This is a genomic window from Shewanella algae (assembly GCF_009183365.2).
GTDB classification, from domain to species: domain Bacteria; phylum Pseudomonadota; class Gammaproteobacteria; order Enterobacterales; family Shewanellaceae; genus Shewanella; species Shewanella algae.
Genome location: NZ_CP068230.1, coordinates 1,442,669 through 1,467,861, shown reverse-complemented (window position 1 = coordinate 1,467,861; position 25,193 = coordinate 1,442,669). Strand labels below are relative to the sequence as shown.

General features: G+C 53.3%; 19 protein-coding genes and 1 riboswitch. Of the genes, 14 read left to right on the top strand and 5 right to left on the bottom strand.

Going from position 1 to position 25,193, the window contains the following annotated elements; all coding sequences use genetic code 11:
* Positions 1–82: 82 nt before the first annotated feature.
* From E1N14_RS06585 to E1N14_RS06575, 3 genes are all read right to left on the bottom strand, one after another.
* Complete coding sequence (locus E1N14_RS06585; RefSeq protein ID WP_062793306.1) at positions 83–1,654, bottom strand: Na+/H+ antiporter NhaC family protein; 1,572 nt, start codon at positions 1,652–1,654, stop codon at positions 83–85.
* A gap of 81 nt (positions 1,655–1,735) precedes the next feature.
* Positions 1,736–1,934: riboswitch (Lysine riboswitch) on the bottom strand.
* 90 nt (positions 1,935–2,024) lie between these two features.
* Positions 2,025–2,948 (bottom strand): electron transfer flavoprotein subunit alpha/FixB family protein, encoded by a 924-nt coding sequence (locus tag E1N14_RS06580; protein ID WP_025009413.1) that lies wholly within the window; start codon positions 2,946–2,948, stop codon positions 2,025–2,027.
* Positions 2,949–3,698: an electron transfer flavoprotein subunit beta/FixA family protein gene (locus tag E1N14_RS06575; protein ID WP_025009414.1), complete on the bottom strand. Its 750-nt coding sequence runs from the start codon at positions 3,696–3,698 to the stop codon at positions 2,949–2,951.
* A gap of 319 nt (positions 3,699–4,017) precedes the next feature.
* On the opposite strand from E1N14_RS06575, the gene E1N14_RS06570 reads away from it, so the two are divergent.
* The 8 genes from E1N14_RS06570 to E1N14_RS06535 all read left to right on the top strand — a co-directional run bounded on the left by E1N14_RS06570 (position 4,018) and on the right by E1N14_RS06535 (position 14,051).
* The gene (locus tag E1N14_RS06570) at positions 4,018–4,413 is read left to right on the top strand and encodes an H-NS histone family protein (protein WP_025009415.1); all 396 of its coding nucleotides are present in this window, start codon (positions 4,018–4,020) and stop codon (positions 4,411–4,413) included.
* Positions 4,414–4,708: 295 nt separating this feature from the next.
* A complete protein-coding gene (locus E1N14_RS06565) occupies positions 4,709–7,819 on the top strand; it encodes an amidohydrolase family protein (protein ID WP_025009416.1) in 3,111 nt (1,036 codons plus the stop codon).
* Between the two features lie 32 nt (positions 7,820–7,851).
* Positions 7,852–9,120, top strand: coding sequence for an amidohydrolase family protein (locus E1N14_RS06560; protein WP_099049547.1), 1,269 nt, complete (start codon positions 7,852–7,854; stop codon positions 9,118–9,120).
* 61 nt (positions 9,121–9,181) lie between these two features.
* On the top strand, positions 9,182–9,562 hold the full coding sequence (rcsF, locus tag E1N14_RS06555; RefSeq protein ID WP_025009418.1) for an Rcs stress response system protein RcsF: 381 nt from the start codon (positions 9,182–9,184) through the stop codon (positions 9,560–9,562).
* A 10-nt stretch (positions 9,563–9,572) separates the two neighbouring features.
* Complete coding sequence (gene tsaA / locus E1N14_RS06550; protein WP_025009419.1) at positions 9,573–10,307, top strand: tRNA (N6-threonylcarbamoyladenosine(37)-N6)-methyltransferase TrmO; 735 nt, start codon at positions 9,573–9,575, stop codon at positions 10,305–10,307.
* On the top strand, positions 10,304–10,957 hold the full coding sequence (locus E1N14_RS06545) for an acyltransferase (RefSeq protein WP_025009420.1): 654 nt from the start codon (positions 10,304–10,306) through the stop codon (positions 10,955–10,957). The genes tsaA and E1N14_RS06545 overlap by 4 nt, the downstream gene beginning before the upstream one ends.
* A 21-nt stretch (positions 10,958–10,978) precedes the next feature.
* Positions 10,979–12,220, top strand: coding sequence for a GGDEF domain-containing protein (locus E1N14_RS06540; RefSeq protein WP_062793307.1), 1,242 nt, complete (start codon positions 10,979–10,981; stop codon positions 12,218–12,220).
* Between the two features lie 112 nt (positions 12,221–12,332).
* Positions 12,333–14,051 (top strand): proline--tRNA ligase, encoded by a 1,719-nt coding sequence (locus E1N14_RS06535; protein ID WP_062793308.1) that lies wholly within the window; start codon positions 12,333–12,335, stop codon positions 14,049–14,051.
* A gap of 159 nt (positions 14,052–14,210) precedes the next feature.
* Here E1N14_RS06535 and grpE read toward each other — a convergent pair whose 3' ends face one another.
* Entirely contained in the window at positions 14,211–14,828 is a 618-nt protein-coding gene (gene grpE / locus E1N14_RS06530; protein ID WP_025009423.1) for a nucleotide exchange factor GrpE, read from the bottom strand.
* 94 nt (positions 14,829–14,922) lie between these two features.
* On the opposite strand from grpE, the gene nadK reads away from it, so the two are divergent.
* The 6 genes from nadK to E1N14_RS06500 all read left to right on the top strand — a co-directional run bounded on the left by nadK (position 14,923) and on the right by E1N14_RS06500 (position 23,988).
* Positions 14,923–15,801, top strand: coding sequence for an NAD(+) kinase (nadK, locus tag E1N14_RS06525; protein WP_062793309.1), 879 nt, complete (start codon positions 14,923–14,925; stop codon positions 15,799–15,801).
* Positions 15,802–16,439: 638 nt separating this feature from the next.
* The gene (locus E1N14_RS06520) at positions 16,440–18,086 is read left to right on the top strand and encodes an L-lactate permease (RefSeq protein WP_037473773.1); all 1,647 of its coding nucleotides are present in this window, start codon (positions 16,440–16,442) and stop codon (positions 18,084–18,086) included.
* 80 nt (positions 18,087–18,166) lie between these two features.
* Complete coding sequence (locus E1N14_RS06515; protein ID WP_028779062.1) at positions 18,167–20,971, top strand: FAD-binding and (Fe-S)-binding domain-containing protein; 2,805 nt, start codon at positions 18,167–18,169, stop codon at positions 20,969–20,971.
* Between the two features lie 312 nt (positions 20,972–21,283).
* On the top strand, positions 21,284–22,027 hold the full coding sequence (locus E1N14_RS06510; protein WP_025009424.1) for a (Fe-S)-binding protein: 744 nt from the start codon (positions 21,284–21,286) through the stop codon (positions 22,025–22,027).
* A gap of 10 nt (positions 22,028–22,037) precedes the next feature.
* Positions 22,038–23,414 carry a lactate utilization protein B gene (locus E1N14_RS06505; RefSeq protein ID WP_062793310.1) on the top strand — a complete coding sequence of 459 codons (1,377 nt, stop codon included), beginning with the start codon at positions 22,038–22,040 and terminating at the stop codon, positions 23,412–23,414.
* 4 nt (positions 23,415–23,418) lie between these two features.
* Positions 23,419–23,988, top strand: coding sequence for a LutC/YkgG family protein (locus E1N14_RS06500; RefSeq protein WP_025009425.1), 570 nt, complete (start codon positions 23,419–23,421; stop codon positions 23,986–23,988).
* 71 nt (positions 23,989–24,059) lie between these two features.
* Here E1N14_RS06500 and E1N14_RS06495 read toward each other — a convergent pair whose 3' ends face one another.
* Positions 24,060–25,172: an energy transducer TonB gene (locus E1N14_RS06495; RefSeq protein ID WP_025009426.1), complete on the bottom strand. Its 1,113-nt coding sequence runs from the start codon at positions 25,170–25,172 to the stop codon at positions 24,060–24,062.
* Between the last annotated feature and the right edge of the window lie 21 nt (positions 25,173–25,193).

The window sequence follows — 25,193 nt, the reverse complement described above, 5'->3', positions numbered from 1 at the left end:
GAGAGTACGCCTCCAACTCCAATGGCCCTGAAATATAGGTAACAAAAAAACGCTGCCGAGGCAGCGTTTTTTAATTGGCCGGTTAGGCAGCACTGTTTTTGGGCTGCTGCCACTTGAGCCACACCAGCCCCAGCATGAACAGCACACAACTGCTGGCAAGCCCAAGCCATACCGACTCGGTAAAGCCGAGTACTATATAGCCGCCGAGGGAAATAAGCGCTACCAAGACCGCATAGGGCAACTGAGTCAGCACATGGTCGATATGATGGCAGCTGGCACCTGTGGATGACAGAATCGTGGTGTCCGATATCGGCGAGCAGTGATCGCCAAACACAGCGCCGGAAAGCACGGCGGCCAGCATAGGCAACATCATGCCACTGTGGCTGCCCATGGCCATATCGGCGGCAATCGGCAACATGATACCAAAGGTGCCCCAGCTGGTGCCGGTAGAAAAGGCGGTAAGCCCAGCCAAAATAAACAGCACGGCCGGCAACAAGGCAAAGGGAATATTGCCACTGGCGAGGCTGGCCATAAACTTGCCGGTTTCCAGTGAGCCTATGATCCCGGCTATGGTCCAGGCAAACATCAGAATATAGATTGCCGGCAACATGGAACGGGCACCCGAGGTGAGTGCCTTGAGGATCATCTTGGCTTCAATCTTCTGGATAAAGGCCAGCAGCAGCGTCACCACCAGGCCGATGGAGGCGCCGAAAAACAGTGACGAGCCCACATCGGTTTTCTCGAAGGCACCTATGATACTGAAAGGCAGGCTTTCTGCCGCCAGGGCATCGGCACCACTGGAAACCATAAAATAGAAGGTCGCCACCACCAAGACACCTATGGGCAGGAACAGGCCGTGCACCTGGCCGGTTTCCGCCTCGGGCAGATCGGCATTGGCACCGGGGGGCAACCCCTTGGACTCATCATAGAGATTGCCCTTGCGGGCGTTGAGCTCGTGTTTGCGCATGGCGCCGATATCCAGCTCCATAAAGGTGACGCACAGCAAGAGCGCAAGGGCAAACAGGGCATAGAAGTTCATCGGGATCATCTGCACGAAAGCACTCAGATGTCCTACTTCAGTAAAACCGTGAGCGGTGAGAATGCCGCCGATAAGGGCGATAATATAGGCGCCCCAACTGGACACCGGCGAGATAACGCACACGGGCGCCGCGGTAGAATCCAAAAGATACGCCAGTTTGGAGCGGGAGATATAGTATCTGTCGGTCAGAGGCCTAGCGATACTGCCCACCACCAAGCTATTGAAGTAGTCATCGATAAACACCGCACAGCCGAGAAACATGGTCAGCAGCTTGGCATCACGGCGATTACGGATATGCTGTCTGGCCCAGTTGGCAAAGGCCCTGGCCGAGCCACTGACGGTGATCAGCGCAGTGATCATCCCCAGCAGCACCAGGAATCCCAGAATATACAGGTTCCAGGCATTGAAAGCGTCATCGTCCCATACCAGGGAAAGCACCCTTTGCCCCAGATAAACCCCGGTGTCCAATACCGACCATTGATTGAGCAACAGGGCTCCAATCAATATCCCCAGCCCCAGCGATAACAGCACCCGACGGGTGAGGATCGCCAATAAAATTGCCACAACCGGCGGCAACAAAGAGAGTGCCGAATCGGCATAACTTGTTAGTGTCATTGAGTCTTGTTCTTCGTTAAATACGAATGGAGGGCAACTGAACTGGTGGGAAAAGGCAATGGCATACCGAGTAGCACCTGTCCTTTCAGTAGCGCTCCATAGTAACGTCAATCTGTCATCCCGACAGAATATACTATGGCAGTGCTGCCCCTATTTGGTAACAGCCCCAGCGGTGGACCTTGATAAGTCGCAACCACTTCGGCACCAAATCCTTTCGCGATACATAAACGGAATCACCCTGCTTACCGCTACTGATATTTAGTGCGCCTCTACTTCTCAGGACGCCTGATGTCAGGCGTGAGGCACATAAAAACATAGGCGGCTTTGAGGATGCTACCCCAAAGCCGCCTATCGTGACCTAGATCACAGATTAAATCAACTCGTTCAATTTAGGCACAACATCAAACAGGTCAGCTTCCAAGCCATAATCGGCAACCTGGAAGATAGGCGCTTCAGGATCTTTGTTGATGGCCACAATGACTTTTGAGTCCTTCATCCCGGCCAGATGTTGAATCGCCCCGGAGATACCCACAGCGATATAAAGCTCTGGCGCCACGATTTTACCCGTCTGGCCAACCTGCAGGTCGTTGGGAACAAAGCCGGCATCCACTGCTGCCCGCGATGCACCTACGGCGGCGCCCAGCTTATCGGCCAAGGCTTCCAGCATGGCAAAGTTTTCGCCACTACCCATACCGCGACCACCAGAAACAATGACTCTGGCGCTGCCAAGCTCCGGACGAGCCGACTCGGTCAGGCTCTGGGATACAAAGCTGCTCTTGGCGTCGAAGACGCTATCGAGCTGATTGATTTCAGCTGAGCCTGTCTCGGCAACTGCGTCGAAGGCGCTGGCGCGCACAGTGGCCACTTTCTTATCGTCCAGACTCTTAACGGTTGCCATGGCGTTACCGGCATAAACGGGACGGACAAAAGTATCGGCGTCAATCACCTTGGTGATCTCCGAAAGTTGAGCCACATCCAGCAAAGCCGCCACTCTTGGCAGTATGTCCTTACCCTGGCTTGAAGCTGCAGCCAGAATGTGGCTGTAGTCACCACTCAGAGACAAGATGAGTTCACCAATATTGTCGGCAAGATGAGCACCATAGGCAGGGTTATCGGCCAGCAGTACTTTACTGACGCCTTCAAGCTTGGCGGCAGCATCGGCGGCGGCCTTACAATCCTGACCGGCAACCAAGAGGTGAATATCTCCCCCTATGGCTTTGGCTGCGGCGACAACTTTGGCTGTGTCCTGTTTCAGGCTGGCATTATCGTGTTCTGCTATTACTAATACGGCCATTTAGATCACCTTCGCTTCGTTTTTCAACTTGTCCACCAGCTCCTCAACGGAAGCCACCATCACACCCGCCTGACGGCTGGCCGGCGTTGCTACCTCCAACACCTGTACGTGCTGCTTGAGCGCCACTCCCAGGTCATCAATGCTCATGGTCTCCAGCGGCTTGCGCTTGGCTTTCATGATATTGGGCAAAGAAGCATAGCGAGGCTCATTCAGACGCAGATCTGCGGTGACCACGGCAGGCAGAGGCATGGACAGAGTCTGTAAGCCGCCATCCACTTCCCGGGTGACCAGCAAAGTTTCGCCTTCCAGCTTCACTTCAGATGCAAAGGTTGCCTGAGGCATACCGGCGAGCGCCGCCAGCATCTGTCCTGTCTGATTGTTATCGCCGTCGATGGACTGCTTACCGAGCAGAATAAGTTGCGCCTGTTCCTTGTCCTGCACCGCCTTGAGCAGTTTGGCAATAGAAAGGGGCACCAGCTCTTCATCGGTTTCGATGTGAATGGCACGGTCGGCACCCAGAGCAAGTGCGGTACGCAGCTGCTCCTGTGCCGCCTTGGGACCTATGCTGACAACGACAACTTCAGAAGCACTGCCGGCTTCTTTCAGACGCACGGCTTCTTCTACCGCAATCTCACAAAATGGATTCAACGCCATTTTCAGGTTGGCTGTTTCAACGCCTGTGTTGTCGGCCTTGACCCTGACCTTCACATTGGCATCGACCACACGTTTTACTGGCACCAATACTTTCATAGGGTTTCCTTCCTACACCTTGTATCTAATGTGGGTTGCGTACCGATGATACCAGGGCCATCAGTACAGGATGGCTCAACTTTACGTGCTGTTGACGTTAACGTCAACAGCAACTTAAACGCTCGTTTGTCACTTCTGTCACACTTTAAGGCCAGTTTTTTGAACACTTGGCAACTTTCATGGTCATAGAATTGAGTTAAATAAAGAAATTAATGTCAATTGGCGTAAAAATATTTGATCCAGACTCTTATAGTTTCTATTATTTATAGCGATGTTCACCATAACCCAATTTATAAATTAGCGTGGGACCAAAATACTTATGAGCGATTTTCTTGATATATTGACTCACGGTCGTCGTTTTAAGGCCGCAGTAAAAGAGTTGAGCGTTGCAGATCTGCGCGATCTGGCTGCCAAATTGGATAAGATCATTATTGATCGTGAAGAGGAAGCCAAGGAAGAAGAAAAGGCACAAGCTGAACGTCTTTCTAAAATAGAAGATATCCGTAAGCAGATGGAAGCCGTTGGCCTGTCTGTTGAAGATCTGGGTAATGTTGCTGCCGCCAAGGCTGCTCCCAAGAAGCGTGCTCCTCGCCCACCAAAATACAAAATCGTTGTAGATGGTGAAACTATTACTTGGACCGGCCAAGGCCGTATGCCAACTGTATTCAAGAACGAAGTAGACAAAGGTCGTTCAATGGATGATTTCCTGATCTAATCAGGCATCTATTTACTTAAGCCTCGACAGTGTCGGGGCTTTTTTATGTCTGATAGACGTCTGGCATCTGTTAAAAAGCCTTACAATTACGCCTTGGCATTTACATTTTGACTGGGTTAACTTTTATGGACATCAGCACACAGCCATGTATCCCGTCGGCCTCAGATACCTTTTTGTATTATGGATATCTGTAACTCTTTGGTAAAAAAGTAGTGAATATATACTGATATTCATATCTTTTTACTGATAGCTGTGACTTTTCCCCAAAAGAATAATGACAAGGTAGCCACAACAGATGAAACCCTCTTTCCCCGCCGCAAAACTGCTGTTTATCAGCCTTGTGGCCTGCAGCGCCTACGCCGATGAAACGCAACTGACAGACAATACTCCGAGATTGACCGCCTTAACCCACGCCAAACTCATGCTCTCCCCGGGTAAGCAATTGGATAACGCTACCCTGCTTATTGAAAATAACCGGATAAAGCAAGTTATTTCCAATAATGAAATTCCACAAAATGCTTATAAGATAGATCTCAATGGTTACACCATCTATCCGGGGTTTATCGATCCCTTTGCCGAATATGGCTTGGAGTATTCAGAATCGCCGGCAACTATTGAAGGCCCTGTCTATCGGATAAACCCCAAAGGGGCTGTGGCTGCAAATGGGGCTATTCACGCAGAGAAAGAATGGTTTTCCTATGTATTGGCAGATAAAGAAGCCGCGTCAAATTGGATAAGCAATGGCTTTACCAGCGTTCAGAGTGCTCATCTTAACGGAATATTCAGGGGAATTGGTGTTTCACTGTCTTTGGCGGACAAGAATAGCAATCAACTGATATATAATCCCCAAAGTCGACATTTTATGGCTTTTGATAAAGGCAATTCACCACAGGACTACCCCAACTCCCTGATGGGAAGCATAGCGTTAATAAGACAGACTCTCAGTGATGCCAACTGGTATAACCAGAATAAAATGAAAGCAGCCGGTCGCGAGGATTTATTGTCACCGGAATTTAATATCGCCCTTGAGCGCTTGCACGATATAAAAACTCGTGGTGCGATATTTGACACCCGAAACCTCAATAACCAGTTGCGTGCAGCCAAACTCTTGAGCCAAGAAGATATCCAGCCAATCTTACTGGGAAATGGCCAGGAATATGCAAGAGTGAGAGAACTGCAAGAATATCGACCCGTGTTGATATTGCCGTTGAACTTCCCCGCTGCCCCTCAGGTCAGTGATGAAGACAATGCCAGGGAAGTACCACTCAGAACCTTGAGACACTGGGAGCGGGCACCGAGCAATCCTGCTGTGATGGCCGCCAACAATATCCCTTTCTCCTTCACCCAATACGGCATGGACGGTAAAGCCTTTTGGCCCAGGTTGAGAATGGCGCTGCAAGCCGGTCTCGACGAAGAAACCGCATTGGCAGCGCTGACCACAGAAGCCGCTGCGGCCGCCGGCATAGATAATTTGGTCGGTAAACTGGCGCCCGGCTATATGGCCGATCTGGTGATAGCCAAAGGCAATCTGTTTCAGGACGGCGAAATAGTCAGCGTATGGTTGCAGGGCGAAGAGCAAAAACAGCTGGCTCCGGAATTCCAGTGGCAAGGCAGTTATCGCCTGCATTTGGCTGAACTGGAATTGGATCTTGAGCTGCAACTGACCCAGCAAACGCCCCGAAAACTCAGGGGCAACCTCAGCAGTGGCGATCAACAGATAGCGCTTGCTCACCTGAAAGCCGACAGCAAACGCCTGAGTTTCAGCGTCAATTTGCAGGGTGCTGGCATAAATGGCATCAGTAGATTTACTCTATGGCAAGATGATGAAGGGTTGAGAGGAAGACTCTTGAGTGCCGATGGCGCTATCACTCAACTGGCCGGCTCAAGATTACCGCAAGCGCTTTTAATGCCAGATACAGAAGAGGATACGCGGACAAATACTCAGGCAACAAGCCCCAAAACTGTGTCAAAGACCGGGCCAAAGACTGAACCCGAGTATCTCAGTCGTTTAACGAGCCCACTGCAAGCCTATGGCCGCAGTGAGCTGCCAGGTACGGAAAAACTGCATATCCGCAATGTCACTCTCTGGACCTCAAGCGAGGCCGGCATTATTGGCAACAGCGACCTGCTTATGGCCAATGGCAAGATTGAAAAGATTGGCACAGATCTCAGCACTCCGGCAGGTTATCAGGTCATAGAGGGAGCAGACATGCACCTGACAGCCGGGATCATAGATGAGCATTCCCACATAGCCGTCAACGGCGGCCTCAATGAGATGTCCGATGCCATCACCTCAGAAGTACAAATAGCCGATGTGCTTAACCCGGACGATATTGCCATCTATCGCTCCTTGGCTGGTGGCGTCACCACCGCCAATCTGCTGCATGGCAGCGCCAACCCTATAGGTGGCCAGTCGCAGGTCATTCAACTGCGCTGGGGAGAGTCGGCTGAGGGACTCAAGTTCACCCAGGCCCATCAGGGGATTAAGTTTGCTTTGGGGGAAAACGTCAAACAGAGTAACTGGGGCGAGCGTTATACCCGCAGATTCCCGCAAAGCCGCATGGGGGTGAAGGCCCTGATGAGCGATGCTTTCAATGCCGCCAGAGACTATAAAGACGCCCAGGCCCAATATGCCGAGCTGCGCTCACGGGAGAAACGTAAGCAGCTCTCCCCTCGCCCCGATTATCGTTTACAGGCGATTGCCCAAGTGCTGAACGGCGAGCGCGATGTGCATATTCACTCCTATGTCCAGTCTGAAATCCTGATGTTCTTGCGCCTCGCCGAGGCCTACGATTTCAAGGTCACCGCCTTCACCCATGTACTGGAAGGCTACAAGCTGGCCCCCGAGTTGGCGGCTCATGGTGCCGGTGCTTCCACCTTTGCCGACTGGTGGGCCTATAAATTTGAGGTCTATGATGCCATTCCGCAAAACGCCTGTTTGATGATGAATGCCAGCGTGCTCACCTCGATTAACTCAGATGACTTTGAGATGCAGCGGCGCCTGAATCAGGAAGCCGCCAAGTCGGTGAAATACTGCGACATGTCCCAGGAAGATGCCTGGAAGATGGTAACCATCAACCCCGCCAAGCAGCTCGGGATAGACGCCATAACAGGTTCAATTGAAGAGGGGAAACAGGCAGATTTGGTGCTCTGGGATGCCAACCCCCTATCGGTTTATGCCAAGAGCCAGGCAGTGTGGATTGGCGGCAAACGCTACTTCGACCGCGCTGAGGATAGGCAAATGACCCAGGCTATCGCCGGCGAGCGCCAGGCGCTGATCCAGAAAATTCTTGGCAGTGACCCGGCGCGGCTTCAAGGCGAAACAACGTCTGAAATCATAGAGCCCTTGTGGCAATGCGATACCCAATTCAACGCCTGGGGCCAGAATAAGGAGAGCCGCCTGTGACCAAGTTTCCTCTATTGCCATGCATGGCATCTATGCTGGTATATCTGCTGCTGGGTGGTTCGCTATTGATGTTCGCACCGGCAAAGGCCCATAACCTGATCCCGGCCGAGCGTCAGCAACAAGCCATATTATTGAAAAACGCCACGGTTCACACCGTCAGCCAAGGCACACTCGAAAATACCGATGTGCTGCTCGAGCAAGGTGTTATCAGCGCCGTAGGCCCAAGATTAACGGCCGAAAATGCCCGGGAATTTGATCTCAGTGGCAAACACCTTTATCCCGGCCTCATAGCACTGGATACCACCCTGGGCTTGGTAGAGATAGCCATGGCCAGACCAACAGTCGACAGCCGCGATGTGGGCAGTGCCAATCCGCAGCTTGAAGCCGCCAGCGCCTTCAACCCGGATTCGGAATTGCTGCCCAGTGTGCGGGCCAACGGAATCACCCACGCGCAGATAGTGCCGAGAGGCTCGGGCATTGCCGGGCAATCGGCACTGGTCTCACTGGACGCCTGGACCATAGAAGATGCCCAGGTCCCATCCAAACCACAGTTCCACCTCTATTGGCCAACTGCGCCGCAAAAACAAGGTACCAGCGAGGCAAATAAGCAGGCACAAAAGGCCTATCAGGACGCGCTGTCACAGATACACAAACACTTTGAAGCGGGTAAACGCTACGCCTTGAGTCAGCAAGGCAGTGAAGGCGCCCTTGAAGACAGCCGCTGGCAAGCGCTCTTGCCTCTGTATCGCCAGGAGGCGCGGCTATTTGTTCATGCCGACAGGCAGCAGCAGATAGAGGCTGCCATTGCCCTGGCCCGTCAGTATGGATTCAAGTTAACCCTGGTCGGTGGCTATGATGCCTGGCGCCTGGGTGCAGCGCTCAATGAAATAGAGGCAAGTGTCATCTATACCCATACGCTTGACTTGCCGCTACGAGAAGATGAGCCCATAGGTCAGGCATTTAGAGTACCGGCATTGCTCAAGCGCGCCGGTATTCCCTTCGCCCTCGGCTTCAGCTCCGATTGGGACAGCCGTAACCTGCCGCTGGCCGCGGGCCAAACCGTGGCTTGGGGGCTCAGTAAAGAGCAGGCGCTCAAGGCCATTACACAAGATGCCGCCAAGATACTGGGGGTAGACAACCTGGGGGCGGTAGCGCCCGGGTTTCAGGCCAATATTGTGGTCAGCAGCGGCGATATTCTCGACCCCATGAGCAGCCGGATAGAGCTGATGTTTATCGACGGCAGGCAGGTGGATCTCAACAATCGTCATCGGCAGCTTTATCAAAAGTATTTGAAGCGATAGAATTTCCCATACAGCTCCCGGGATGGCCGGGAGCATGGACGAATAACTATAAGGCCGGGCCATGAAACCGATTTTTCTCTCCACTCTGGTACTGCTGCTTGGTGGCTGCGCCGGGGAATACAGCTTCAATTCCAACCTGGACAGCCAGGCTATCCAGGAGTATTTCAAACCCTCGGAAGTACAGCTGTTCGATGGCAGCCGGCCAACAGGCCAATATGAAGTGTTGGGATTGGTTGAAGGCAATGCCTGTCAGTCTGAGCTCGATGGTGTACCGGCCACTATGGCCGATGCCCGCACTGAGGCGCGCCGAGCGGCCGCCGACATGAAGGCCAATGGTCTTATCATTAAAAACTGTGTCGAAACCCAGGAAGCCGCAGCCGGTTGCTACACCAGCGCCATGTGTGTCGGCCAGGCTATTCGCCTGGCAACCCCGAAGGAGTAAGCCTGACGTTATGGGGTTTTCGACTCAGATAGAAGCGGTTGCCTATTGCCGGACACCATATAAACAGAAGTTTGGTATTCCTCGTCAGCCGGGCTTGGTGGATTTTGTTCGCGGTTTTGTCGAACTGACAGCGCCCTACAATCATATTGATGCGGTGCGTGGGCTGGAGCAGTATTCCCACCTCTGGTTACTGTTCTGCTTTCATGAAAATCTGGCCCAGGGCTGGAAAACCACGGTGCGCCCTCCCCGGCTCGGCGGCAATGAAAAGCTCGGGGTGTTTGCCACCCGCTCCACCTTCAGACCCAATGGCATTGGCCAATCTGTGGTGAAGCTGCATCAGATCCACCAAGGCAAAGGCAAGGTGGTCCTGGAGATCTCCGGCATGGACCTGCTCGATGGCACTCCGATAATCGACATCAAACCCTATATCCCCTTCTCGGACGCGATACCGGAGGCGATAGGCGGCATAGCGCAGCAGGCTCCCGAGCAGGTTGAGGTCAGCTTCAGCCATCTCGCAGTAGAACAACTGATCCGACTCGAGAAACGCTATCCCGGGCTGGATAAGCTCATTCAGGCGGTGCTGGCCCAGGATCCGAGACCCGCCTACAAGAAAGGCAAGCCGGACCCCAAACGCTATCAAGTAGCTCTGTATGATCTGGATATCTTCTGGCATGCCCAAGAGCAAGGCATTGAGGTCGAAACCATACAGCCCTTTTGTGCCAAAGCGTCCGGCGCCGGAGCATGAGTGATTTTACCCCCTCAGCTGATGATTATCAGGCGCAGCACAAGAGGCGCCTCTCCTGGATGCCCTGGCTCTGGTATCGCCTCAAACCCAAACATCTCGAGTGGGCCCTTCCCTGGCAACAGGCGATTCAGGCCAGGCTCCAAGTCCTTGAAACCATCAGCATAGGGCAAAACTGCTTTATCGCCCCCGAGGCAGAGCTGTTTGCCGAACCCGGCAGGCCGATAACCCTGGGCGATGAGTCCATGATAGCCGCCAACTGCTTTCTGCATGGGCCGATACAGATAGGCCGGGAGGTCAGTATCAACCACGGCTGCTCGCTGGATGGCGGCAGTCGCGGCATAGTGATAGGTGACAAGACCCGTATTGCCAACAATGTCACCATCTACGCCTTCAATCATGGCATGGCGCCGGATATGCCCATCTATCGTCAGAGCAGCCAATCCAAGGGGATTGTGATTGGCGAGGATGTCTGGATTGGCGCCCAGGCCGGTATCGTCGATGGTGTTACCATAGGCGACTGCGCCGTCATTGCCATGGGCGCCATTGTCACAAAGTCGGTACCCGCGTTTGCCATAATGGCGGGAAATCCTGCTAGAGTAGTGGGAGATAGACGCGATAAGCCACTGACGGGCAGTGAAAAAAATCAATAAGAGGAAGTTGAGCGCCATGGATTGCCAAACCCGCCCAAACACACAAACACCAAGAAGCACGTCACTTGGCTTGCCGGGGATCCGCAGCCGGTTACTGCTGAGTTTTTTCTGCTTGCCGGGCTGATAGTGTTTTTTGGCGGAGCCAGCCTCTGGGTGATGGAGCGTACAGGCAAGGCCCATATCGCCGAGCTCCAGGATCAGAAACTGCTGCTGCAAACCATCAAAGCCAACCAGATGCAGCATCTGGCACTGCTGAAACTCAAAAACAACTGGCCTACCTATCCCTCCAACGAGCGGGAGGCTATCCTCGACGAAACCAGGCAGAGACAACAACAGATAATAACCACCCTGAGTCAGTTTACCCTGGCGGCCAAAGAATATGACGAGGCCCTGGCTCTTGGACAACAGCTGTCAGTGATGAGTGGTCAGCCTTTGAGAGCACCACATATGACCGGCATGATAAGTGCCATAGATAATCTTTCTCTGCGCCTGTCCGGCATAGGGCTGACCCACCTGGATGCCCAGGCACAAAAGAACAGCAAGTCGCTGATGCAAACCTTGCTAGGGCTGGTGCTCGGGTCACTGGCGCTGATAGTTCTGAGTCAAACTGTGGCCTGGGCTGTACTTGGCCGCCACCTGCTCAAACCCTTGTTGCAGACCAGCCACAAGCTCAGCGAATTGGCGGAACAAAACTTCGGTGGCAACTCCCCAAATGCCGTGAACAGGGAAACACTCAAGATAAACCATGCGCTGTTGTCCCTTGAGGCCCAAATGAGTGCCTTGACCAGCGAGCAACAACAGGACGAACTCACAGGGCTCTATAACCGCCGCAGCTTCAACCAACTGTTGAAGCAGGCCTGGCACAAAGCGGTAGTGAAACAGCACAGGATAGGCCTGTTGCTCATTCAGAGCGATCAGGCCATTGCCAGCGAAACCCTGTTGCATTTGGCCCAAAGGCTGCTGGACTTTGAAATTAGCGGTGAACATTTTCTGGCGCGATTGCAACAATCTCAGTTGGCACTGTTACTGCCAGACCGGGATCCGGAAGCCTGTATCCGCATTGCCCAGAGCCTCAATCAATTTGTGCTGGCGGCCAATCTGAGAGCCAAGGCCCAAAGCCCAAGACTGACAGTCTCTATCGGTGTGGCCAACATCCAACCGGCCAGGCAACTCGGTTGGGACACCCTGGTATTTCAGGCTGAAGAAGCCCTGCTCAGCGCCCAAAACCGCGGCGGCAACTGCAGCGCCGGCGCCAATCAGTAGCCGACAGGCTAAATTCGAGCAAGGAAAGGGGAATTTATCCGCCCTGGCCGCGTGACATCATCAAAGCAAGTGATAAAATGGCGGCCATTCAATTCATTTCGGACCCAAGGTAATGCGAGTCAGTCAATACCTGTTATCAACACAGAAAGAAAACCCTGCCAATGCAGAGATAGTCAGTCATCAGCTTATGCTACGCGCCGGTATGATACGTCGCAACGCCTCAGGCCTCTATAGCTGGCTGCCGTCCGGCCTGCGCGTACTGCGCAAGGTCGAAGCCATTGTGCGTGAAGAGATGAACAAGGCCGGTGCCATCGAAATTCTGATGCCCATGGTACAGCCGGGGGATCTCTGGGTGGAAACAGGTCGCTGGGACAAGTTTGGCCCGGAACTGCTGCGCTTTGTAGACCGTCACAATCGTGACTTCGTTCTGGGTCCAACCCATGAAGAAGTGATTACCGATCTGGTGCGCAAAGAAGTCAGCTCCTACAAGCAACTGCCGCTGACCCTGTATCAAATCCAGACCAAATTCCGTGATGAAGTCCGCCCACGCTTCGGTGTCATGCGCTCACGTGAGTTCCTGATGAAAGACGCCTACTCTTTCCATCTGGATCAGCAAACCATGGATGATACCTATCAGGCCATGTACACGGCTTACAGCAACATCTTGTCGCGCATGGGCCTGGCCTTCCGCCCTGTACTGGCAGATACCGGCTCTATCGGTGGCAGCATGTCACACGAGTTCCATGTTCTGGCAAGCAGTGGTGAAGATCTGATTGCCTACTCCAATGGCAGCGACTATGCCGCCAATATTGAGAAAGCCGAAGCGCCGCTGCCAACCATGGAGCGCGCCGCGCCCACTCAGGAAATGACCTTGGTAGACACACCCAATGCCAAGACCATAGACGAACTGGTTGAGCAGTTTGGCCTGGATATCACCAAGACGGTTAAGACCCTGATAGTCAAAGGCGCCACCGAAGAGGCCCCGCTGATAGCCCTGGTTGTCCGTGGCGACCATGAGCTGAACGAAGTCAAAGCCGACAAACTGGAACTGGTTGCCGCGCCGCTGGAATTTGCCTCTGAAGCGGAAATTCGTGACGCGCTGGGAGCCGGGCCAGGTTCTCTCGGCCCAGTCGGTCTGACTATTCCTGTGGTAATAGATCACAGTGTTGCCGTGATGAGCGACTTTGCCGCCGGTGCCAACCTAGACGACAAACACTATTTCGGTATCAACTGGGAGCGGGATCTGCCGCTGGCCAGCGCCGCCGATATCCGTAACGTAGTGGAAGGCGAAACCACCCCTGACGGCAAAGGCACTTACGCCTTCGCCCGCGGTATTGAAGTTGGCCATATCTTCCAGCTGGGCACCAACTACTCTGCCGCCATGAACGCCACTGTGCTGGACGAGAATGGCAAGTCTCAGACCCTGCTGATGGGCTGTTATGGTGTCGGCGTCAGCCGCATCGTTGCCGCAGCTATCGAGCAGAATCACGATGACCGCGGTATCATTTGGCCGGAAGCGATTGCCCCATTCACAGTGGGTATTCTGCCGATGAACATGCACAAGTCACACAGAGTGACTGATACTGCCGAGCTGCTTTACAAAGAGCTGACCGATGCAGGTATCGAAGTGCTGTTTGACGACCGTAAAGAGCGCCCTGGCGTGATGTTTGCCGATATGGAGCTCCTGGGTCTGCCTCACACCATAGTGATTGGCGATCGCAATCTGGATGCCGGTGTTTATGAATATAAGAACCGCCGCACCGGAGAAAAGCAGGAAGTGCCTATGGCGGAGATAGTGGACTTTATCAAAAAGGCCGCTGGCCAGAAGTAAGCTCCTGAATTCAAGAGCCCCCAGGCTCCAGAAAACCCAGGAACAAGAAAGCCGAGCTTAGCTCGGCTTTTTCATGGCTGGAAACCTGCTTGCAAATAAAAAACCGCAGATAAGTCTGCGGTTTTTTAGTCTCGCCGCTATGGGCGTTTTAGTGCGCTATCAGGCTTGGGTATCGACACCTTCACCGCCCTTGGACACCATTACCATGGCAGGCCGCAGCAGACGCTCATTGAGCTGATAGCCCTTTTGCATCACCAGCATCACAGTATTGGCCGGGAACTCGGCGCTTGGCTGCATGCCAATGGCTTGATGCTGCTCAGGGTTAAAGGCTTCACCCATAGGATCTATCTGCTTGACCCCGAACTTCTCCACCGCGGACAGGAAGCTTTTCAGTGTCAGTTCAACACCTTCAAACAAAGGCTTGGTGGCTTCATCGGCCTTATCTGCACCCACCAGAGCACGCTCCATGTTATCGATCACCGGCAGCAGCTCATTGCTGAACTTTTCCAGGGCAAACTTATGCGCCTTCTCCACATCCTGCGCCGCCCGGCGCCGGATGTTATCAACTTCTGCTGCGGCACGGATGACAGAATCTTTCTGCTCCTCAACTGTCGCCTGTGCGTCAGATAAAGCCTGCTCCAGCTCCTCAATACGGAAGTTCGCCTGAGTCAGCTCGTCGATAATGCCGCCTTCCTCAGCTATGCCCTCGGTGGTTTCAACCTGGTCAACCACTTCTTCGACCTGTTCCTGCTCTGCTTTAAATGACTCTTTGTTCATTTCTACTCCAGCTAAAAATGCTTTGTTTCTGCATACTCTGGGCATATTATGGGGATCAAATTGACCGTTTCAACCCCCAGAGTTCCCAAAATCTATGTCCACTGAGTTTCATACTATAGGCCTGATAGGAAAACCCCACCATCAGGGGACCAACCTGACCCTCAAGCGCCTGCATCATTGGCTGAAAATGCAGGGCTATGATGTGCTGGTGGAAGAGAGAGTCGCGGCCGAACTCGGGAAAGATGTGCGCGCGGTAGACCTACTGGATATCGGCGAACACTGTGATCTGGCGATAGTCGTCGGGGGGGATGGCAATATGCTGGGCGCGGCCCGGGTTCTGGCACGCTTCGATCTCGGCGTTATCGGTGTCAACCGCGGCAATCTGGGGTTTTTAACCGATCTGCCGCCGGATGCCTTTGAAGAATCTCTGGCCAAGGTGCTGGATGGTGAATATGCCACAGAACACAGGTTCCTGCTGGAAGCCGAGGTTTATCGCCACGGCGAAGTCAAAGCCAGCAATACCGCCGTCAATGAGGCCGTACTGCATCCGGGCAAGATAGCCCATATGATCGAGTTTGAGGTCTATATCGACAACCAGTTCATGTACAGCCAACGGGCCGATGGCATGATAGTGTCTACACCGACCGGCTCAACCGCCTATTCGCTGTCTGCCGGCGGCGCAATATTGACTCCAAATCTCGAGGCGCTGATCCTGGTGCCCATGTTTCCCCATACCCTTTCCTGCCGCCCTATAGTGGTCGACGCTTCCAGCACTATCAAACTGGTGGTGTCACCGGAAAACGGCGAAAACCTGGAAGTGAGCTGTGACGGCCATGTCACCTTATCTGTAATGCCGGGCGATGAAATTATCCTGAAGCGCAGCAAGGAGCGGCTCAAACTCATCCACCCAAAGGGGCACAACTACTTTCACGTCTTGCGCAACAAGTTGGGCTGGGGCAGTAAACTCTTTTGAAACCGGCGCTTGGGCGATGTCAGCTTGCCACTCAATCCAACTTAGTTAAAGCACCTGAGAATAAAGGTGCTTTTTTGTTATTTATTTTCAAAAAATGTAAAACATCATTCACGTGACCAAGATCACAATTTACTGCGCTCGATAAAACAGTGATCTGCATCACTCATAAACAAAAGTCAGAACAATCACAACCCGTTGATTATTAACAATATAAGCAACACCACATAAAATCCAACTTCACCAAACACTCAATTAGTGTGACATGAATCACATTCAAATTTTACGACATAAGCCTGCGTTTCCATCATAAATGAAATAACAGGATCACTTTATTACCGTTTTGAGCAAAACAAAGCCATAATTCCAAGGGTTTTGGGTCATTTCCAAGATTTCTATTCCCCAAAGTTATATAAGAGCCCCACCAAAGGTGATTTTGATCACATTTAGCTATTTTGTGGCGGAGATACTGCTCCCATAACCAAAAACTTAAGCCACATACGAAAGGCAAGATGATCCAGATCATTTTGGTTCCGGGTAAATTAACCATGATAAGCACGCACAACAACAAAAGGGAAAGGCGATAGCACTTTCTCAACACCACAATAAGCACAAGCAACATATGAAATGATGAGGCAACCATGACATTTCTACAGTTACTCGCAAGCCTGACACCCGTGATCAGCGTCATGCTGTTCCTGGTGTTGCTCCGGATGCCCGCATCCAGAGCTATGCCAATCTCCATGGTGATCACCGCCCTGGCCGCCGTTTTTATCTGGCAGATGGACACTACCCTGCTGGCCGCCTCCGTGGTTGAAGGCCTGCTGTCGGCGATTACTCCTTTGACCATCATCTTCGGTGCGGTCTTCCTGCTCAACACCCTGAAATATTCAGGCGCCATGGATACCATTCGTGCCGGTTTTACCAATATCAGCGCAGATGCCAGGGTCCAGGTGATCATCATCTGTTGGCTGTTCGGCTCCTTTATTGAAGGCTCAGCCGGTTTTGGTACACCTGCCGCTATCGGTGCACCTCTGTTGGTACTCTTGGGTATCCCACCGGTTGCGGCCGCCGTGGTTGCCTTGATTGCCGACTCAACTTCAGTGTCTTTCGGCGCTATCGGTCTACCGGTGCTCTTTGGTATGGAGCAGGGTCTGCTCGAAGGCGGTACCAGCATGGCTGCGGCACAAATTGCCGAACATGGCGGTCACTTCAGCGATTATGCCCAGTTCATTGCCATGCATATGATCACCATAGATCTGATAACAGGTACGCTGATCCCCTTGGTAATGGTGTCTGTGCTGACAGGCTTCTTTGGTCGCAATAAGTCCTTCAAGGAAGGCTTTGCCATCTGGAAATTCGCCCTGTTCGCCGGTTTGGCCTTTACCATTCCTGCCTGGCTGATCAACTTCTTCGCCGGCCCAGAGTTCCCTTCAGTGATTGGTGCCCTGGTCGGTATGTCACTGGTTATCCCGGTTGCCCGCAAAGGCTGGTTACTGCCGAAAACCCCTTGGAATGACTTTGCCGAAAACGACAAGGAAGCAGAAACAGCTAAAGTGGAAACCAAGGCACGCTTCTCTCAGTTGGCCGCCTGGACTCCGTACCTGATCATGGCCGCTCTCTTGGTGCTTTCACGTGTGGTACAGCCACTGAAAGCCTGGCTGAACGGTTTCAACATCAGTTGGACCGGCCTGTTGGGCACTGAGCTCAAGGCCAGCTTCGCCACCTTCTTTGCACCGGGCGCCTTCTTTGTTGCCGTGTGTATTCTGGGCTTCTTCCTGTTCAGAATGAACTCCAAGGCCATTAAAGAATCGGTCACGGTTTCCTGCAAGTCCATGGTGCCAACCATTATCTCTCTGGGTGCCTCTGTGCCCATGGTGAAAATCTTCCTTAACTCAGGCACTAACAGTGCCGGTCTGCAGTCAATGCCGGTAGCACTGGCGGATATGCTGGCCGGAAGCCTCGGCAGTGTCTGGGCCTGGATTTCACCTATAGTCGGTATTTTCGGTGCCTTCCTATCGGGTTCGGCTACCTTCTCCAACATGATGTTCTCCGGCCTGCAATACAGCGTGGCCGATAATATAGGAGCCAACCACGCGCTGATCCTGGCACTGCAGGGTATTGGCGCCAACGCCGGTAACATGATGTGCGTGATGAACGTGGTCGCGGCAGCAACTGTGGTCGGTATGGCCGGTCGCGAATCTGAAATCATCCGCAAGACTATGCCCGTGGCGCTTGGCTATGCTTTACTGGCCGGTACCCTGGCGGTGATCTGGGGCGGATTCTAAAAACGATAATAATCCTTCGATAAGGCAGCCGCCTTTAGCGCTGCCTTTATTATCAAATTTAATGTGTAGAGAAATGTCTTATGTCTATCAACTATGAAGCCGTGATCCGCGACCTGCGTAAACAGTTGGGAGAAGCCGCCGTCAGTGATGATCCTGTGCGCCGCTTTGCCTGGTCAACCGATGCCAGCTATTTCCGAATAGTGCCCGAGGTGGTGGTACATGCCGAAGAGCTGGAGCAGGTAAAACGTACTCTGGCGGTGGCCAGAAGCTACGGCGCTCCGGTAACTTTCCGCGCCGCAGGTACCAGTCTGTCGGGTCAGGCCATAGGTGAAGGCATCTTGCTTATCCTGGGATTCGATGGTTTCCGCACTCTGGATATCAGTAAAGACAGCAACAAGGTCACCCTGGGTGCGGCTGTTATTGGCGCCGATGCCAACGCCGCCCTCAAACCTTTGAATAAGAAAATCGGCCCGGATCCGGCAACTCTGGCTTCGGCCATGGTAGGCGGTATCGTCTCCAACAACGCTTCCGGTATGTGCTGCGGCACGGCCCAAAACAGCTACCAAACCATCTCCTCAGTAAAACTGCTGCTGGCCGATGGCACAGAGCTGGATACCGGCAGCGAAGAATCCAAAGAAGCCTTCCGTCAGTCACACCCCGAACTGCTCAAGGCACTGGCAGATTTGGGTGCCATGGCTCGCGGTAATGAGACCCTGGCAGCGCGAATTCGTAAAAAGTTCGCCATTAAAAACACTACAGGTTACAGCCTCAACGCCCTGGTGGATTTTGAAGATCCCTTCGATATCATCAACCACATCATAGTCGGCGCCGAAGGCACTCTGGCGTTTGTTAACGAAGTCACCTATCACACAGTGGACGAAGCTAAATTCAAGGCCTCGGCCATGGCGGTATTCTTCAATATGGAAGATGCAGCCCGGGCAATCCCCCCTATTCAGGGCGAAAGCGTGGCTGCGGCCGAGCTGCTGGACTGGGCCTCCATCAAGGCGGTAACAGGCAAAAAGGGTATGCCGGATTGGCTGGCCGAACTGCCGGAAGGCGCTGCGATTTTGCTGATAGAATCCCGCGCCAATGATGATGAGACTCTGGAACGTTATACCCAGGACGTTATCGCCAAGCTGGCGCATATTGAAACCGAGCGCCCCATCAGCTTCAGCCGTGACCCGGCCGTTTACGGTAAATATTGGGCCATGCGCTCCGGCCTATTCCCCATTATCGGTGGTGAGCGTCCCAAGGGCACTTCGGTAATCATCGAAGACGTGGCCTTCCGGGTTGAAAACCTGGCCAGTGCCGCTCACGATCTGACCGAGCTGTTCCATAAGCACGGCTATCCTGAAGGGGTGATCTACGGCCACGCGCTGGCCGGTAACTTCCACTTTATCATTACCCCTAAATTCGGCTCCCAGGCCGATATCGAACAGTTCCATCAATTTATGGAAGCGGTCGCCGATATGGTGATCAACAAGTACGACGGTTCGATGAAGGCCGAGCACGGCACAGGCCGCGCCGTGGCACCTTTTGTAGAAATGGAATGGGGTAGTGACGCCTACACCCTGATGAAAAACATCAAGCAGATCTTCGATCCCGAAGGACTGCTGAACCCTGGGGTGATCCTCAACGACGACAAGCAGGTGCACATCAAGAATATCAAGCCCTGTCCCGAAGTGGACGACCTGGTAGATAAGTGTATCGAGTGCGGTTTCTGTGAAAAGACCTGCCCCACCTCGGCGCTGAACCTGTCACCCAGACAGCGGATAGCCACCTTGCGTGAAATCGAGCGTCTGGAACAGAGCGGCGACAAGGAAGCAGCCGAGAAGATGCGTGCCGCCGCCAAGTATGATGTGGTGGATACCTGCGCCGCCTGTCAGCTGTGTACCATTGCCTGCCCGGTAGACAACAGCATGGGCCAACTGGTCCGCAAGCTGCGTACTCCCTACATAACCACCACAGAGCAGAAGGTTCTGGACTTCCAGGCCAAGCACTGGGGCGCCGTCAACCAGGTGCTAAGCACAGGCTTTGATGCCCTGGGCACAATACACAAACTCACGGGCACGGGTATCACCTCAGGGCTGATGAACATGGGCCGGGCGATTTCCAAAGAAGTGCCTTACTGGAACCCTGACTTCCCCAAAGGCGGTAAGCTGCCCAAGCCTTCGGCTCCCAAAGCCAACCAGGAAACCGTGGTCTACTTCGCTGCTTGCGGCGGCCGCACCTTCGGCCCAACGCCGCTGGATCCCGATGACCGCACCCTACCTGAAGTGGTAGTGACCTTGCTGGAGCGTGCCGGCTATAACGTGATTACGCCGGCCAAGACCCGCAATCTGTGCTGCGGCCAGATGTGGGAATCCAAAGGGGATTTCAAAAATGCCGACATGAAGCGTGATGAGCTTATCGATACACTTAGTGCCATGACAGAAGGCGGCAAGCTGCCCGTGGTCGTCGATGCCCTCTCCTGTACCTACCGTGCCCTTTCCGGTAATCCCAAGGTTGAACTATTGGATCTGGTCGAATTCCTGCACGACAAGGTATTGCCGAAACTCACCCTCACCAAGAAGGTCAATGTGGCACTGCACCTGGGGTGCTCGGCGCGCAAAATGAAGCTGGAACCCAAGATGCAAGCCATTGCCGATGCCTGCTCCGACAAGGTACTGCGCCCTGCCGGCGTCGATTGTTGTGGTTATGCCGGTGAGAAAGGTCTCTACAAACCTGAGATCAACGCTTCGGCACTGCGGAACATCAAGAAACTCATCCCCACAGACTTCAAGGAAGGCTACTATGCCAACCGTATGTGTGAGGTGGGCCTGAGCCACCACAGTGGCATCTCATACCGCCACCTGGCCTATCTGCTGGAGGAATGCAGCCGCTGATAACCGAGAGAGGGAGCACTAAGCTCCCTCTTTTTTCATCTGTGTCAAATAATGGATTTCCGTTCGGATTACGAAACAAAAACCAAGACATTTAATCAATAATAATCAGCTAGTTACAATATTCTCATTTTTGCAAAAAAGATTTTACTCATTTACTGAATTAGCACTATTTATTGTGTGGTTATAGGCTTATATTCAAGCATATTTACCCTGTGTCAGGTGATGTTCAAATACAGAGTCAGAAAGCATCTGGCCACACCGGACATAGATGATGTCGGTTAACGCAAGCAACATCCAATTAGGAAACACCAAATGAAGATAGCCTTGTTTATTCCCTGTCTGGTCAACCAGATGCTGCCGGATGTGGCCATCGCCACCTTGGAACTGCTGGAGAAACTGGGGCACCAGGTGATCCTGCCTGAAGGCCAAACCTGTTGTGGTCAGCCCATGACCAACTCGGGTTGTTTTAACGAAGCCCGCAACACCACTATGAAGCTGCTCAACGCCTTCAAGGGAGTCGAATGCGACGCTATCGTCTGTCCTGCCGCCTCTTGCCTGGTGGCAGCCAAGGAAAACTTCCATGAGTTTGACGACAGCCCGGAAGCCGCAGCCGTTATCGCCAAGCTGTACGAACTGACCGAGTTCCTGCACGATGTCGCCCCGGTAGAGAGCTTCCCCAAGGCCTTCCCTCACAAGGTGAGCCTGCAGTTGAGCTGTCACGGTATCCGTATGCTGGATCTCGCCAGCCCCAGCGAATATATGGGCCCACGTTACAACAAGATGGAAGCCCTGCTGGAACGCATTCCCGGCATAGAGATCACCTATCCGGATCGCCGCGACGAATGCTGTGGCTTCGGCGGTACCTTTGCGGTGGATGAAGGTGCAGTGTCGGCCAAGATGGGTAAAGACAAGGCTCAGGCCCATGCGGCTACGGGAGCAGACTTTGCCGTCGGTTTCGACCCATCCTGTCTGATGCATCTGGATGGCATGATCCGCCGCCAGAACCTGCCGATTGAAACCCGCCATCTGGCGCAGATCCTCAACGCTGCCATTTAGGGAGATAGCCATGTCACAGACACAAGGGGCCAACGCCCACGCCAGCCAGGCAGAGATCTTCTGCCGTGATGAGTCCAGAGTCGATTGGCATTCCAAAGCCCTGTGGGTGTTGCGGGAAAAACGCGACCGCGCCGCCGGCAGCCTGCCCGAGTGGGAACAGCTGAGGGATCTGGGTTCGGCTATCAAGTTGCATACCCTGACCAATCTGGCCAAGTATCTGGAAGAGTTCGAAGCCAACTGTATCCAGAACGGCATTCAAGTGCATTGGGCCAAAGACGGCGCCGAGCATAACCGTATAGTGCATGAGATTCTGGCCCGCCATCAGGTGAAGAAACTGGTGAAGTCCAAGTCCATGCTCACCGAAGAGTGCCACCTCAACCCCTTTCTCGAGAGCAAGGGCATAGAGGTTATAGACACTGACCTGGGTGAACGTATCATTCAGCTGAAAAAGCAGCCACCTTCACATATTGTGGTTCCCGCCATTCACCTCAAGAAAGAGGAAGTGGGCGAGTTGTTCCATGAAAAACTGGGCACAGAAGCCGGCGCCAGCGACCCAACTTACCTGACCCGTGCCGCCCGAGCCCATCTGCGTGAGCAATTCCTCAGTGCCGATGCAGCCATGACTGGGGTGAACATGGCTATCGCCGACAAAGGTGCGGTAGTGGTCTGCACCAACGAAGGCAACGCAGATATGGGCTGTAACCTTCCCAAACTGCAACTGCACTCCATGGGGATAGACAAGCTGGTACCTTCAGTGGAAAGTGCCTCGGTTTATCTGCGCACCCTGGCCCGTAACGCCACGGGCCAACCGGTAACCACCTACTCCAGCTTCTACCGCGGCCCACAAGCCGGTGGCGAGATGCATGTCATCATAGTGGACAACGGCCGCACCGAGATGCTCAAGGACAAGATCCTTGCCGAGTCGCTCAAGTGTATTCGCTGCGGTGGCTGTCTGAACACCTGCCCTGTATATCGTCGCAGTGGTGGCTACAGCTACAACTACACCATCCCGGGCCCAATTGGCATCGCCGTAGGCGCCCAGCACGATGACACCAACTCCATCGCCTGGGCTTGTACCCTGTGCGGCTCTTGCTCCTATGTGTGCCCCACCAAGGTGCCATTGGACAAGATCATCTTCCGTCAGCGTCGCCTCAAGGCCGAGTCGGGTCAACTGCCATATGGCAAAGGCAGTTATATGCCTTTGGTCGGTAAGTTTATGGCCAGCACCACTATGCTGAACTGCTCCATGAGTATGGCAAGACTGGGCTTGAGAATACTGCCCGGCAGCCTGCTCAAGCCGTTCTCCGGCGCCTGGGGTAAGTACCGTGAACTGCCCAAGGCACCCGCCTCCAGTTTCGAGGCCTGGTTCAAGAAAAACAGGAGCTAATCAGATGTCCAGCAAATCTCTTATTTTGGATGCCCTCAAGTCCTGTGCACTTGAAGGACACAATATGCCGGCCATAGATGTGGCCCCCCGACTGGATGACCTGATTGGTCAGTTTGAAACCAATCTGGGAACCGTTGCCGGCAAGCTGCATAAGCGTGGTGGTTTTACCGAGCTGCAGCAGCAGGTCGATGCCTTGATTGCCGAAGGCAAGCAAGTGATTTCTCAGGTGGAAGGGGTAACAGGTAACCGTGAAGTGCCCGCTGACAGCCATGATCTGCGTGATATCGATTATGCCGTGATCAAGGGTCAAGTGGGTGTTGCCGAAAATGGTGCCATCTGGGTCAGTCAGAAATCTCTGTCCCACAGGATCACGCCCTTTATCTGTGAGAACCTGTTCCTGGTACTGGAAGCCGATGCCATTGTCGCCAACATGCATGAAGCGGCCGACAAGATAATCTTGGACTCGGGTGAGTTTGGGGTGTTTATTGCCGGCCCATCCAAGACGGCTGACATTGAGCAGGCCCTGGTGGTTGGTGCCCACGGCGCCTGTAGCCTGAATGTCTTCCTTATCTAACTCAGGATGAGGATGACAAAAACGCCGGCAACTGCCGGCGTTTTTATTGGGTTACAATCAGCTCTGCGGCCTTAAAGCGTGAAGGAAATCTTTGACCACGTCTTGGCACTAACGGGCTTACCATCGACAAACTTGGGTGCATAACGCCACTTTGACACGGCTTTGACGGTTTCGGTTTCAAACTGCTTGCCACCCTTGGAATCCAGCACTTCCACATGGCTGACAAAGCCCTGTTCGTTTACAGTCACTTCCACGTTGACCCAACCTTCTCGGCTCATCCTGGCGTACTGAATTGGATAACCGGGCACGGCACGAAACAAGGGCCGCTGCTCCTGATCCACACTCCAGGGGCGCATATTGCCTATCGCCTGACAGTGTTGAGTCGCTTTGTCTTCTTCTCCATTGCGGGAATAAAGTTCGACCAGATAGGCATGAGCCGACAGCGCGACAGGCACATCAAAGGGTAATACCTTGAGCTGCTCTATCACTTCCAGCAACAGAGGTTCGGCCTTGACGTACTTTTGCTCCGCCAGATAGATGGCTGCCACAGCTGTATCGGCATTGACCCGCTGCAATGAATCCTTTGGTGCAAGTTCGTGGTAAATCTTCTGGGCATCGAGGGCATAGGCCCGAGCCTCGCGGTCATAAACCTCAGTCACAACGAGATCGTTAAAAGCTTCGAGACGCACTGCGGCGGACAGCAGCCGGTCATTTTTTCCATCAGCCAAGGCTATGGCCTGCTGGTAAAGCTTAGCCGCCTCTTTGGGATTGCTGCTGTGCGCAAGCCCCATCATAGGGTCGAGCACTTCCAAGGCCTGTTCGCCATACAGCGCTTGATAGCTTTGCAACGCTTGCTGATATAAGACTTTGCTCCTTTGCTGATTGGCAATTCCCTGCTCATCCAACATCAGATTACGCGGCTGTTGCAGCGCCTTGGCCAGATTCATCGACAACGCCAAAGTCGTCCTATCGGTTGCACCCAATTTGGCTTTACCGTCGGCATAGGCCTGCTCGGCAGTACTAATTATCTGAGCCTTGTCACCCTTTTCCAACGCTTGTTGATAGGCCTGATAACTTTCATCCAACCCGGCTTGGGCAGTACCGAATATAAGAGGCAGGAGCAATAGCGACAGTTTGGATACTGAAACAGGGATAGATTTAGTAGATTGCGAGAAGTTGAACATGGCGCGTCTTCCTTAACACTG